Origin of the sequence: Shewanella sp. 10N.286.52.A9 (assembly GCF_041468985.1) — a bacterium.
In the GTDB taxonomy this organism is placed as follows: domain Bacteria; phylum Pseudomonadota; class Gammaproteobacteria; order Enterobacterales; family Shewanellaceae; genus Shewanella; species Shewanella japonica.
In genome coordinates this window covers 227,158-239,917 of sequence record NZ_JBFRJQ010000001.1, presented here as the reverse complement: position 1 = coordinate 239,917, position 12,760 = coordinate 227,158, and the positions used below count along the sequence as shown (strand labels likewise).

Sequence of the window (12,760 nt, the reverse complement as noted above, 5' to 3'; positions counted from 1 at the left end):
AATAATACCAAATAAATAAAGATAAATAAGATACCTCTTTATGGGTATAAATTAGTTTTTATTTATTAACTTCCTCGTTTAAAATTTCATTAACTATAATAACTCATTGTTTTTTATAACCCTGCTAAAAGTAAGTCTACTAGTGTTAAATTAAAATTTGATACGAACCTGTATTGTGATTGTTCTGTTTTAAGAATTTAGTCCATTGTGTCGCTTTGCTAATGCCTAAAAAACCGAGCTAAGTTACCGTTAAACTGAGCTGTCATCCTATTTAGGTTGAAAATACCCTGTAAAAATTCACTTTCTCAATAAACGTTTTAAGCAGGTTATGCTATCTTTGGGCGATATTTGTTATTCAACGCCGAATAAGACCTTTTATGCTAAGTATTGCTCAGATTATCGCTCAGGAATTGAATGTCCGTGAGCAACAAGTTTCAGATACCATTGCGTTACTTGATGATGGCTCCACCGTCCCGTTTGTTGCTCGATACCGTAAAGAAGCGACAGGGGGATTAGATGATGCTCAGTTAAGAACACTCGATAGTCGTTTAGGCTACTTACGTGAACTGGCAGAAAGAAGACAAGTGATTCTTTCTAGCATTGAAACCCAAGGAAAGCTTACGCCTGCTTTGCAACAAGCGATCAATACTGCTGACAGTAAAACGCGTCTTGAAGATCTCTACCTACCTTACAAACCTAAGCGACGTACTAAAGGCCAGATTGCTATCGAAGCAGGTTTGCTACCGCTAGCTGATTTTTTATTGACGAATCGCCAAGCGGATTTAGAAAGCAAAGCCGCTGAGTTTGTGAATGCAGAGGCTGGCTTTGGGGATACCAAAGCCGTATTAGATGGTGCTCGATTTATATTAATGGAGCGCTTTGCAGAAGATGCAGACTTACTGCAAAAAATTCGTAAACACCTTTGTCAACAAGCCGTGCTTGAAAGTCGCATGGTTAAAGGTAAAGAAAAAGAAGGTGCCAAATTCCGTGACTATTTTGAGCATACTGAAGCCATAACTAAGGTGCCATCACATCGCGCATTAGCGATGCTGAGAGGGCGCAATGAGGGCGTGCTGAGTCTGTCGATGAATGCAGACCCTAAAGCAGAAGTGGCACAAAGCAGTTATTGCGTGGTTATCATTGCTGATCATTTCAATTTGAAGTTATCTGATTCGAGTGTCGATCAATGGCTTAAAACAGTGGTGACAGCCACTTGGCGAATTAAAATTGCTTTGCAAATGGAAACCGAGTTCATTAGCCAAATGCGTGAACGTGCTGAAGCGGAAGCGATTAATGTATTTGCGCGTAACTTGGGTGATTTATTGATGGCAGCCCCTGCAGGAGCTAAAGCCACAATGGGTCTCGACCCTGGACTTCGTACTGGTGTTAAAGTAGCGATTGTTGATAACACTGGTAAATTTGTCGCACACACGACGATATTCCCTCATGCTCCACAAAATGTCTGGGATAAGTCTATCCGTACGCTGGCTAACTTAATAAAAATGCATAAAGTGAACATCATTGCTATTGGTAATGGTACAGCGTCACGTGAGACCGATAAACTTGCTGCTGAAGTGATTAGCTTTATGAAAGAAACACACCCGAGTTTAACCAAAGTGATGGTTAGCGAAGCGGGCGCTTCAGTCTATTCTGCTTCTGAATTAGCATCGGAAGAGTTTCCTAATCTTGATGTCTCGATTCGTGGCGCAGTTTCCATTGCTCGTCGTTTGCAAGATCCGCTAGCAGAGTTAGTTAAGATTGAGCCTAAATCTATTGGTGTAGGCCAATATCAGCATGATGTGAGCCAAAGCCAGCTATCAAGTTCACTTGAGGCCGTCGTAGAAGACTGTGTAAATGGTGTTGGTGTCGACTTGAACATGGCGTCTGCGCCATTACTGGCTCAAGTGGCAGGTTTGAATAAAACCTTGGCTAAAAATGTGGTCAGTTACCGCGATGAGAACGGTCAGTTTGAGTCGCGTAAACAGTTGCTAAAAGTGGCACGCTTAGGCCCTAAAGCTTATGAACAAGCAGCCGGTTTCTTACGTATTCGTCATGCAAAAAATCCATTAGATAGCTCAGCAGTTCACCCTGAAGCCTATAAGTTAGTGGAAACCATTGCTAAAGCTAAACAGCAGACGGTTGAACAGCTAATGGGTAACAGTGAATTATTAGCGCAGCTTAATGCCGCTGAGTTTGTCACTGAGGAATTTGGTTTACCGACCATTACCGACATTTTAGCCGAGCTTGATAAACCTGGACGGGACCCTCGTGGTGAGTTCAAGACAGCGAGCTTTAAAGAAGGGGTTGAAGAGCTAAAAGATCTTAAACTCGAAATGATCCTCGAAGGGGTTGTGACCAATGTGACCAACTTCGGTGCTTTCGTGGATGTTGGGGTTCATCAAGACGGTTTAGTGCATATCTCTTCATTGACAGACAAGTTTGTCAGCGATCCACACACGATTGTGAAAGCGGGTGATGTGGTTAAAGTTAAGGTCATGGAAGTGGATGTTGAACGTCGCCGTATTGCGTTAAGTATGCGATTAGACGAGCCATTACAAGCAGCGAATAAATCTAAACCTCAGTCTAACGCTAAGACGGGTTCAGGTCATAAGCCAAGTGGCGCTAAACATGCTGCAAACAAGCATAATGGCGGTCAGCGTAAACAAAATAAAGCGCCTGCCAATGCGGCAATGGGTAATGCATTTGCTGATGCCTTTGCTAAGCTAAAAAAGTAAATTAGCTGATGTATTAACGATTTAAAATCAATGATTAAGCCCTTAGCTTTAGGTTAAGGGCTTTTTTTATGGAAGGTAACCTGAGCAGGCTTCATCAAAATGAGTGTATGGCGATAACAAGTAGTTAGCTTGTTGCATTTCAGCTAGAAGCTTGGGATCCATTAACGGGTTTTCGATACTGAATATGCGTCGTTCACTGAGCTTTGATGAGATCAACTCTTGGCAGTACTGGCGGTAAAATGTGTTATCGAATTGGCCGTTTGCCATAATACGTTTAATGCCGACCTCGATTCGCTTAGCCAGTTGTGGCTCATCAGGTGAAACATAAAAGAAGGTCGCTAACGGAATATGTAGCAGTACATTTTCATCTAGCACTAAATCTGCAAATTTAACTTTAAATGAACTTAACTCGGCTGGCGCTTCATTAACTCCACGGCCAAAACTTTCAAAGCGGCCTTTGTCTAGCATATGAAATAAACCGTCGTAACTTGAACCGACAACCACGTCAAACCCAGCCTTTTCAAATGCCAGTCTTGTTGACCAATGTATGCCGCTGCCTGTTGGGATTTGTTTGAGTTGTTCAATGGTTTTGATCTTGGAAAATTGGGCTTGAGTTTGTTTTTTGATAATGAAAACTCTAAAACCCTGGATACCTTTACGAATAGGCACTTTTATCGGAATCAGCTTTTCATTCCAAGCGGGTTTTATGGCTTCTGCAATGACGTTAATGAGCTCGCCATCGACCATTTCTGTCAAAATCCGATCACGGGTCATAAAGATTGGAGAGTGGGTGATTTCCCATTCGCCAAAATCATCTTCGGTGTTTTCAAGTATCAGCTGCATTAACTCATAGCTGTAATGGTAACGCATATCATTGGCAGAGGCTGGCTGATTGAGAATGATAATATCTTTGGCAACGGCAAAGGGGGCTATTGTGAAATAGCTAAATAGGTAAGTAACAACAATGACGAGTATGTACTTAAATAATGACAAAAGAGTGCCTTAACTGAGTCCTTCAGAATATTAGCTTATTCAATATAATTAAATAGTTACCAATACTCAATATTTACAAGATACAAAAACAAAATTTGCTTGATAACGATCAATATTTCATGGCGCTACCAGGTCATGTTGTTGCGTTTAAGCTAAGGTAGGTAAAGCAGGATTTAGACTAACGCGAATAGTTGGCTTTGCTCAGCAGGTGTTGTTTGCTGCTGATAAAACTGACCGACTCGTTCACCTAGTTGCTCATAAAATGCTTGCTCTTGTTCTTGGCTAGCATCATGAAGCAACAAGCTTTGAATCGCTCGACTATTATTCTTGTCGCTGATTTTATCTGTTTCAACATTCGGGTTATTTGGGTTTTTTTGCTGAATATCACGACGTTGAATCGTTGGGTTACTATTGGCAGCCACTCGCAATAGTTGTGGAAAAATACCTTTAGGTCCCAAGGTTTGTTGCTGCGTTTGCTGTTGCTCGGCAGATTGTTTTTGCTGCTGTTTTTGATCGAGTAATTCGTGGCGAGTTAACCGTTCATTTTGCTGATTATAAGCCCGCTCTTGGTAGGCTTTAGACAACTCTTGTGGTGGCAGAATAGGCTTGGCTTGCTGATTATCCGCGCGCGCAAGATCCGTCGCAACATTACTTGTTGCTATCGGTACTTGGGGATAATTAGTGACAACCAGCATAAAACTCACTTAGATATTGAATAATAACGTACAAATTATAGTCAATATTAAAGTGGTTTTATAGCGCTAGTCTGTATATTTATTGATCCAAGTACATAATTCGTTCAAAAAATCATCTGTATGTGAAATGAACGGCGCATGGGATGCTTTATTGTGAATAACGTCTTTTATACTTGTTGCTTGCGGTAAAATAGAGATGATCTTTTTTGGAACTAAACTGTCACATTTGCCCCAAATTCGTAACCATGGCTGCTGAATATGATGTAACTGCGAACGCAAATCTACGGTACGAAGCATCCCTAAACCTTGATCAAGTACTGGCTGACTGGGTAAGGGTTTTGCTAATACCAGTTTCTTTATCATGCCAATGTCATCTTTGGCTGAATCACTTCCCATTGCTTGAATCGCTAAAAAGCGCTCCACGGTTTTCGCTAAGTTAATGCTGAGTTGCTCCGAAAATTGTGCCAACACCTTAGGGGCAATACCTGGCCAGCTTTGCTCATCGTTATTTGGTTGCTGCGCCATAAAGCAAGGTGATGACGCAACCGTGATTAAGGCTTTAACTGAGCGAGGGTGATTAATTGCAACCTGAGTGGCTACCAGCCCACCCAGTGACCAACCTAACCAAATTGCCTGCTGCGGTAATTGGTGAGCAAGTTGTTCAGCCCATGCGTTGATATCGCCTTCGTTGGCTTCACTATCGCCAAAGCCCGGCAGGTCGACAAAATGCACTCTATACTGTTCCAAAGCCGTTGCTAAAGGATGAAATACGGCTGAGTTAACTCCCCAGCCATGAAGCAGTATTAGATCTTGGCCTTCACCAACAGTGTGAACGTGTAGCTTAGAAAAAGTGGGCTGCAAAGGTTACCTCAAATCATCACGATACAGACAAGTAAGTGCCATACAGGATAAGGATATTATATGGATTGGCAACTCCCACAAGCCTATAGTCATCGTTTAACGTCGTTTGCCCATTGGCTTCGACGTCATTTACCAAATCGATGTCTATTATGCCGCCAAGACATACGTCAGTTTGATTCAGGGAAACCTCAAACGGGCATTTGTCACCACTGTTTAGTTGCTGGGCTATATCAGCACGAAGTGTGTTTAGGTTGTGGTAAGCGTATGGAGCAACTTCAAGCCTATTGTGGTCACTGTTTGCGACACAAACCTATGATGGTCATTGCACCTTGTAGTTATCATCAAAGTCTTGGCGAGTTAGTTTCAGGAATAAAATACCAACAGCAATGTGCGCCTCTTACTGCGTTAGTGAATGTGCTGGCGGTTCGGGTTATGGATCTGGTTGCCAGAGGAGTGATTACATTGCCGCAAGTGATCGTGCCTGTGCCATTGCACAAGAACCGTTTACAGCAACGTGGCTTTAATCAGGCGTGGCTAATTGCAGATGAATTAAGCCGTCAATTGGGGATCCCCATGGACGACAGTTTGTTAGTGCGAAGCATCGATACCCAAGCTCAGGCTGGGCTAGATGGGCAAGCTAGGCGACGCAATTGCGCCGATGCTTTTAATACAACGAAAGCCATACCTTATCAGCGGGTGGCATTAATTGATGATGTGGTAACGACAGGGACGACAGTCAATGAAATTGGCAAGCTATTTGCGGCAGATTATGTTCATGTTCAAGCATGGTGTTTAGCACGAGCTGAAGCGCCAGGCCTGCTGTAATGTAGATAGCTTAAGTTGCTGATTTAAGTTGATAATAAGAAATGTATGTCGCTTCAATGGCGGAGTTGTCAAATACTGATAATAAAAGTATCTTACAGCCTTATTCACTATAAGCCTTTTATACGAAACATATCGTCGAAACATGGAAGTTACTGATAAAAATGGAAATTAAACAGAAAAAATTATCAAATCAGCACACATTTACATTCAATGAACATAGCCTAAATTTTGCTTTTAAAAATAAATCGGGCGCAGAAGATGTGGATGTCGAATATGGGACTTTTCCTGATAAATCATCTTTACTCATTGAGCAAAATGATTGGCTAAGAAATGTAGGTATTCTTTGGTTTTTATTGGGAGCATTGAATATTGGCCGTGCGGTATTCAGTGATAATCCTGTTACAGGTACTGGTTTATGGCTTTTTCTAGGCATTATTTGCTTAATTTGGTTTGCAGTGACTAAGGTCAGGTATTCGGTATTTAAAACTGAAACCAGCAATATATTTGTGATTCAAAATGGGCAGCATGATCACATCATTGATGAAATTTCAAAACGAAAAAAAGCACAACTACTGCAGTGGTATGGTGATGTTAATGTTGATAATGACCCTGAAAGCGAAATAAACAAATTTAGATGGTTAGCAGAGCAAAATGTGATCACCAAAGAGCAAGCAGAAGAAAAAATAGCCCAAGTTGAGTTTGCGCATAAAGATCCTGACTTACAGCATAAACTGAATTAGCTTATATTTTGATATTAAAAAAGAGCGACTTGCGCTCTTTTTTTAATTGTAGATTATGCCCTTAATGCTCAGATAAAATTACATCGCTGATGGCACAAAATACAGGGCATTGGCATACACTTTCTCTGTGCCTAGCCAGATGTTTCTGAACAATAAATTATCCGTTAAGGCAACCACTTCACCTTTACCTTTCTTTTCGACAATCATAGCCGGTGTGTTGGCAAAAGAGCGTTGATATTCTTTTGCTAGAAAGCCACTGACCAGTAGTTCATTATCGTATTCTGCCGCCACAATAAATGGTGTGGACGTTGGGCCAAAGCTGATTTCGCGATTTTTCATCACATGTAATGGGTTTGGTAAGCCAAAGGTGATGGGGTGAGTTTGGTCTAACGTTAACGACACAATAGCGCCACCAATTGACTGACGAGCATCTAACTTTGACTTGTCGCCAAACTTAAGTCCTGAAGTACTAAATAGATTATTGAGCTCACGCTTAGATTTAGGCTCTGACTTTAAAATATTGCGCTTTTTAAGCCAAACTAAGGCACGTTTTTGCGCCACAATAGTCCCCCCATCCGAAACGTATTTTCCTAGCTGTCTCGATGTTGCATCACTAATGACATGATAAGGTCCATCAGCCATAAATATATGGCTATAAGCGGACAAATCGATTGAAGTCAGTCGTTCACTGTTCACCATAGTGACAGGGATGCCTAAGGTCTTATCAAGGTAGTACCAAAGCTGGCCTGTTTCTGAAGCATTGGTATCGGAGCCGGTGACCAATAATGGTGTGACGGGCTGAACTTTAATAAAGTCATCGCTACCTAGATCCATTCCTGCAGCAGTATGCGATGAACTGGCAGCCACAATATTGACTTGATATTGAGCGGCAAGCTCACTGACAATTTGTCGGACTTGCTCTTCTGATACAGATTGCTTTAATGGAATTTGTAAGCTTCCCGCGACAAATTCAACGGGCAAGTTTTTACTGTTAGCTGCACTGAGACTAAATGGCTTGAGGGCATATTTTACTAATACACCTTGATGCAATAATTGCTGTAAAAAAGGGGCTGCAGCTGCTTGTTGCCAATCTATAATAAGAGCAACCGCCTCATCAGGGAACACGGTTTTTGTGGTGTTAGCACTTAGTGTTAGTGCTTTCGCTACCGGTTTATCTGCAAGGAATTTAATACTCGGCTTAGCACCTTCAATCAATGTTAACCCCAGTGCCGACTCAAAGTTCCATGTGGAAATATCGTAAAAGGTTTCATCCTTAAACTCGGTCCGCTTATCAAATAAGGCTTCAACTAAGTCGTGCTGTGGCTGACTTTTGGGAATAAAGATACTGTCTTGCTCCGAGAAGATAATGTCGTCATCTTCTATTGGTTTAGCAAGGTATTTAAAGCTGATTTTATGCTGATTTAGGATATCTGTTAGCTGTGATATATGAGCTGCGCCGCCATGAGCTTTAATCAATCTCCCCGTTTGCTTGCCATCTCGTGTGCGCTTAGCATTGCTTGAGAAAAAGTCTGTTTGATACTTCATCAGCTTCTCGCGCAAGTTATGCGCGCCTTGCAAACTCGAAATTGAAGTAGCGAACTGGTTATCAATGCTATTTGCTAGCGTCACTACACCATTTGGCGATGCTTGGGCTTGTCCACGGGAGCTGGCTTGTTCAAATAAAATGCCTACTGCGCCATTAATATCAGGATAGGTTGAGCCTTTGCCATAGAAAAAATCATCAAACATTTGTTCACTAAAATACACCTGCTTCACCTGATCTAATGCTTGGCGATGAAATGCTGCCAGTTCATTTGATAATTGCTGGTTGGCTTTACTGGTAAGGGGGTTAACCCTATCAGGCACTCCGGGCTGAAAAAAGTAAGACTGTTGATGCCACATTTCGTGGAAGTCACCGACATAATGCGGTTGCCACTTGTGAAAGAAGGCAACTCGGCCTTGAGACGCTGGATGACGTAGAAACAACCAATCACGGTTTAAATCTGCTAAGTAATGGTTAAAGCGGCCACCTGGCCAATCTTGATTATGTTCTCGATGATTGTTATCGGTGACGACCACTTGGCCCTTGTTATTATTGGCCCAGTTTGAAAAGCGATCAAAGCCATCAGGGTTTTGTGTTGGGGTAATTAGAATCACGGTATCTTCAAGTAAGTCTTTAACCCAAGGCGTATTGGCAGAAGCAAGGTAATGGCTTAATGCTATTGCCGCATGGGCACCACTGGCTTCGTCGCCATGAATTGAATAGGCAAGCCAAACGACGAGAGGTTGAGTATTACTGCGGCTATTTTGCATGGTGCCGAATTTGACTTTACTGCGATAAGCTAAAATATCAGAAAGATTTTTTTGGTTGGTTTCAGAGGTAATCACCGCAGTGAGCTGATGTCGTCTTTCTTGGCTATAACCTGCTGAGTCCAACGACACACGCTCGCTCTCAGTGGCCAGAATCTGCAAGTACTGATTAATTTGATCGTGTCTTAAATGCCATTCGCCCAGCGGATAACCTAAGTATTCAGCTGGCAAGGTAATATCAGCGTTGATGTCTTCGCTGAGTAATCGTTGATTAATTCGTGTGTCTGCCGCGCTCGTCTGTGAAGATGCGCTTAAAGAAACAAAAAGTGGCAAGCTTGCCATCACAGCAATGAGTAGACGAACAAGGTGGCTTGGTAAACTAATCATAGGAGAAACAACATCATAAAATAAAACAATGCAATTACCATAAAGTGATTAAGCTTAAATCTCCATTAAAAACCCGCTTAAATAGGATATTTTTTGTCACACTTGCGAGATGAGGGCTATAAAGCAGGAGCAAGTAGGAGTATCATAGCGCTAAATCTTAGTAAATCACTCAAGTACTATTTAGATGGTGCACCATGTTGTACGGGTACTGATTGAGCTAAGTAGCATTTTTTTAAGTTTTTCAACGGAGCAGTTATATGATCAACATTACTGATACGGCTCAGGCGCATTTTGTAAAATTACTGGCCGATCAACCTGAAGGCACTCATATCCGTGTGTTTGTCATCAGTCCAGGCACCGCTCAAGCTGAGTGCGGTGTATCTTATTGTCCGCCAGATGCTGTAGAAGCAGATGATACTGAGCTTCCTTTTAATGGATTCAGTGCCATGGTTGATGAAAAGAGTGCACCATTTTTAGAAGAAGCTAGCATTGATTTCGTGACCGATCAGCTGGGTTCGCAACTCACGCTAAAAGCCCCTAACGCTAAAATGCGTAAAGTGGCTGCAGATGCACCGCTAAAAGAGCGTATTGAGTATGTGATTCAATCAGAAATCAATCCACAGTTAGCCAGCCATGGTGGTAACATCATGCTAGTTGAAATCACTGAAGAAGGAACCGCTGTTCTTCAATTCGGTGGTGGCTGTAATGGTTGTTCTCAAGTCGATATCACCTTAAAAGATGGTATTGAAAAGCAGCTATTAGACATGTTCCCAGGTGAACTAACAGGCGTTAAAGACGTGACTGATCACCAACATGGTGCTCACTCTTATCAATAAGTGTTAACGCAATATTGATACTAAAAACGCGGCAATATATGTCGCGTTTTTTTTATGGCTTTTTCAAGCTGAATGCCATTGAATATAGCCAGTTATTTACCCTTCCTTATTCTTTACCTTGTTACACTTGTAATGCTTTTGTTTGATGTAATGGCAGATGAGTATTAAACTTGCGCTATACCTGAAAGTATTATTAAGGAGAAACAAATGGTGTTTTTTGTAAATACTCGTAATGTTTCTTCTGCCAAAGGCTTCACCATAATCGAACTGGTTGTCGCGATTATTGTGTTGGCCATTTTAGCTGTTATCGCAGCGAGTCAGTTCATTGATGTGAAACGTGATGCTGAAATCAGCCGCGTAAAAGCAGTGGCGGCTTCGTTTGAGCAGTCAGTTACCTTTGCGCATACTCGCTGGCAAATTATTGGTGGAAGTGAACCAATGAATGATTTGCCTGATTTTGCTGATAACGATTTAGATATGAATGCCTTTGGCTATCCATTAGGCACAGGCAAAGGTAATCCAATGGGGAACCCAGTTAATATTGGCCAAGGTCAGGCTGGGTGTGTGGATTTGTGGAATGCATTGATAGAAGACCCACCTAGCGTTGCCATTAGAAATACATCTGATGATGTTGATTTTGAATCCTATCGCCATAGTGCAGATGGCGGTACTGGTGCGACGCAATGTACTTATGTATTAAGAACACTGGGAGATACCAGAGGACGAAATCGCGCAGAAATCAAGATTGTTTATGATTCGGTAGCAGGGACTGTCACTCCTTTCATTGAAGATTAACCCGTACTCCACAGGGAGAGTTTGGTGTAATTTCAACGTTTAATAAAACAAAACGGCTTACTGTTTCCAGTAAGCCGTTTTTTGTTGTCATTTTAGCGGTAACTAGCGTTTCTTTTTAAAGATTCGGCGGTAAAAAGTCACCGCACTGAATATTAAGATTACTGTGCCAATCAATGCGATGACAGTGATAAATGCCACATACTTAAACGGCATATTCATTGCGTCATGCAAAGGTCTAACAAACGTAGCGATTTGGCCTGAAAGTGGTCTATCGCTGTGAAGCAGTGCCGACTTAATTGTGCCTTTATCATAGTTCATGTTGATACTATCAGCTTGACGTAACCAAACGTCATTATGGGTATTAAATCGATAGCTATAAATTGCGTCAACAGGCTTTTTAGGTGCCTCTGCCTTCGCTTTTGGATCCGGTCTAGGCTGACGTGGCTTGCTGATTGATACTAACTCAGAATCTGGCCATACACTTTGTGCCGTTTGAATTTGGCTTTGCCAATCTTTTGCTTGGCTGATTGGGTATTGAATACTGCTATCTGGCGTTGTTTTAAGTGCGCCTGTCCACAACCCTTTGTAAGTAATTAAAAAGCCAGTAATACACAGTAAAAACAAAGGAACTGAGATGAAAAGTCCTAGTTGAATGTGGCTTTTTACTAAGCTGCTTGACTTAGTATTGCTTGGGATTGAATGCTTTAATCTGAATGTTTTGCGAACACGCCACCAAAGATAAATACCCACTAAGGTAATAACACCACCGATCATCGATGCCCATGCATTAAGGTATTTACCAAAATCGCCTAATAAGAAGTTGCGGTGTAGCCAGAACATGGTGCTATAGAGTGGAATATCTCTCATTTTATAGGTTGAGAGTTCATTTAAATCGTTATCAAAAGCAATGGAGTGGCCTCTTGCAGCGATTTCGACATACGGAGAGTATTCAGTTGGAAAGCGAACCGTGCTCATTTCAGGGTAACGTTCAAAAAGTGTTTCGGTAACGTGCGCTTTTTGCTCAGACGTTAACGGCACATATTGCTGCCCTTTGTCGTCCATTCTTTTAAGCATATCCATGCCGCCAAGATAAACACCTGTCGTTAACACAATCAGCATAGAAACACTGATAACGAAACCAACCCAGTTATGAAACCATTTTAAAGCAGGGACTACATTCATAGTGAAGTTCTCAAAGTACGTTATTAATGGCCAGTCAAAGATTGATAAGCCTGCTTCACTGTCAATAAATGACCGTCAAAGCAAAAATTTTGGGAATGATAATTAATCTCATTTATTTACACAATTAAAGAAATGTAAAGACGCAACTTAATCAGAAAGATTGCCAAACAGGTCACAGTTTTTAATGAATGTTAAAGATTGGGTATTTTAACAAGTGCATAACTATTCTCTATTTATTCACGTGTGTAGAAGGTGCTTATTTCAATTAAACCCTTTTCATATAAGAGATATGAGCTTATACACTTTGTTATAGTTATGTTAACTATTGATTTTAATCGATTGTTGGGTTTGTTTTGGGTTTCGGTGGTTTTGTGATGGAAAGTAAAATTTTTTATTCTGTT

10 protein-coding genes are annotated in these 12,760 nt (G+C 41.4%); 5 read left to right on the top strand and 5 right to left on the bottom strand.

Features of this window, described 5'->3' with window-relative positions; translation table 11 throughout:
- Positions 1-377 precede the first annotated feature (377 nt).
- On the top strand, positions 378-2,735 hold the full coding sequence (locus tag AB4128_RS01115; protein ID WP_372036374.1) for a Tex family protein: 2,358 nt from the start codon (positions 378-380) through the stop codon (positions 2,733-2,735).
- Positions 2,736-2,801: 66 nt separating this feature from the next.
- Here AB4128_RS01115 and AB4128_RS01110 read toward each other — a convergent pair whose 3' ends face one another.
- The 3 genes from AB4128_RS01110 to bioH form a co-directional block, all read right to left on the bottom strand.
- Complete coding sequence (locus tag AB4128_RS01110; RefSeq protein WP_372036372.1) at positions 2,802-3,728, bottom strand: hypothetical protein; 927 nt, start codon at positions 3,726-3,728, stop codon at positions 2,802-2,804.
- 173 nt (positions 3,729-3,901) lie between these two features.
- Positions 3,902-4,423, bottom strand: a complete 522-nt coding sequence (locus AB4128_RS01105; RefSeq protein WP_192021870.1) for a hypothetical protein — start codon at positions 4,421-4,423, stop codon at positions 3,902-3,904.
- A gap of 66 nt (positions 4,424-4,489) precedes the next feature.
- Positions 4,490-5,284: a pimeloyl-ACP methyl ester esterase BioH gene (gene bioH, locus AB4128_RS01100; RefSeq protein ID WP_372036370.1), complete on the bottom strand. Its 795-nt coding sequence runs from the start codon at positions 5,282-5,284 to the stop codon at positions 4,490-4,492.
- Positions 5,285-5,344: 60 nt separating this feature from the next.
- On the opposite strand from bioH, the gene AB4128_RS01095 reads away from it, so the two are divergent.
- Both AB4128_RS01095 and AB4128_RS01090 read left to right on the top strand, forming a co-directional pair.
- Positions 5,345-6,109: a ComF family protein gene (locus tag AB4128_RS01095; RefSeq protein WP_211030158.1), complete on the top strand. Its 765-nt coding sequence runs from the start codon at positions 5,345-5,347 to the stop codon at positions 6,107-6,109.
- Between the two features lie 161 nt (positions 6,110-6,270).
- Positions 6,271-6,849, top strand: a complete 579-nt coding sequence (locus tag AB4128_RS01090) for a hypothetical protein (protein WP_080914587.1) — start codon at positions 6,271-6,273, stop codon at positions 6,847-6,849.
- Positions 6,850-6,927: 78 nt separating this feature from the next.
- Here AB4128_RS01090 and AB4128_RS01085 read toward each other — a convergent pair whose 3' ends face one another.
- Positions 6,928-9,546, bottom strand: coding sequence for a M14 family metallopeptidase (locus AB4128_RS01085; RefSeq protein ID WP_372036367.1), 2,619 nt, complete (start codon positions 9,544-9,546; stop codon positions 6,928-6,930).
- Between the two features lie 257 nt (positions 9,547-9,803).
- Between AB4128_RS01085 and nfuA the strand changes: the two genes are divergently transcribed.
- Together nfuA and AB4128_RS01075 are read left to right on the top strand one after the other, a co-directional pair.
- A complete protein-coding gene (gene nfuA / locus AB4128_RS01080) occupies positions 9,804-10,382 on the top strand; it encodes a Fe-S biogenesis protein NfuA (protein WP_055025978.1) in 579 nt (192 codons plus the stop codon).
- Positions 10,383-10,589: 207 nt separating this feature from the next.
- Positions 10,590-11,177 carry a type II secretion system protein gene (locus AB4128_RS01075; protein ID WP_055025979.1) on the top strand — a complete coding sequence of 196 codons (588 nt, stop codon included), beginning with the start codon at positions 10,590-10,592 and terminating at the stop codon, positions 11,175-11,177.
- A gap of 102 nt (positions 11,178-11,279) precedes the next feature.
- On the opposite strand, the gene AB4128_RS01070 is transcribed toward AB4128_RS01075, so the two are convergent.
- Positions 11,280-12,359, bottom strand: a complete 1,080-nt coding sequence (locus AB4128_RS01070) for a PepSY domain-containing protein (RefSeq protein ID WP_055025980.1) — start codon at positions 12,357-12,359, stop codon at positions 11,280-11,282.
- Positions 12,360-12,760 lie beyond the last annotated feature (401 nt).

Excerpts from the sequence above, each read along its gene's own strand:
- AB4128_RS01115 (WP_372036374.1), top strand. The coding sequence starts at position 378 with ATGCTAAGTATTGCTCAGATTATCGCTCAGGAATTGAATGTCCGTGAG.
- AB4128_RS01105 (WP_192021870.1), bottom strand. The coding sequence starts at position 4,423 with ATGCTGGTTGTCACTAATTATCCCCAAGTACCGATAGCAACAAGTAAT.
- AB4128_RS01095 (WP_211030158.1), top strand. The coding sequence starts at position 5,345 with ATGGATTGGCAACTCCCACAAGCCTATAGTCATCGTTTAACGTCGTTT.
- AB4128_RS01090 (WP_080914587.1), top strand. The coding sequence starts at position 6,271 with ATGGAAATTAAACAGAAAAAATTATCAAATCAGCACACATTTACATTC.
- AB4128_RS01085 (WP_372036367.1), bottom strand. The coding sequence starts at position 9,546 with ATGATTAGTTTACCAAGCCACCTTGTTCGTCTACTCATTGCTGTGATG.
- nfuA (WP_055025978.1), top strand. The coding sequence starts at position 9,804 with ATGATCAACATTACTGATACGGCTCAGGCGCATTTTGTAAAATTACTG.
- AB4128_RS01075 (WP_055025979.1), top strand. The coding sequence starts at position 10,590 with ATGGTGTTTTTTGTAAATACTCGTAATGTTTCTTCTGCCAAAGGCTTC.
- AB4128_RS01070 (WP_055025980.1), bottom strand. The coding sequence starts at position 12,359 with ATGAATGTAGTCCCTGCTTTAAAATGGTTTCATAACTGGGTTGGTTTC.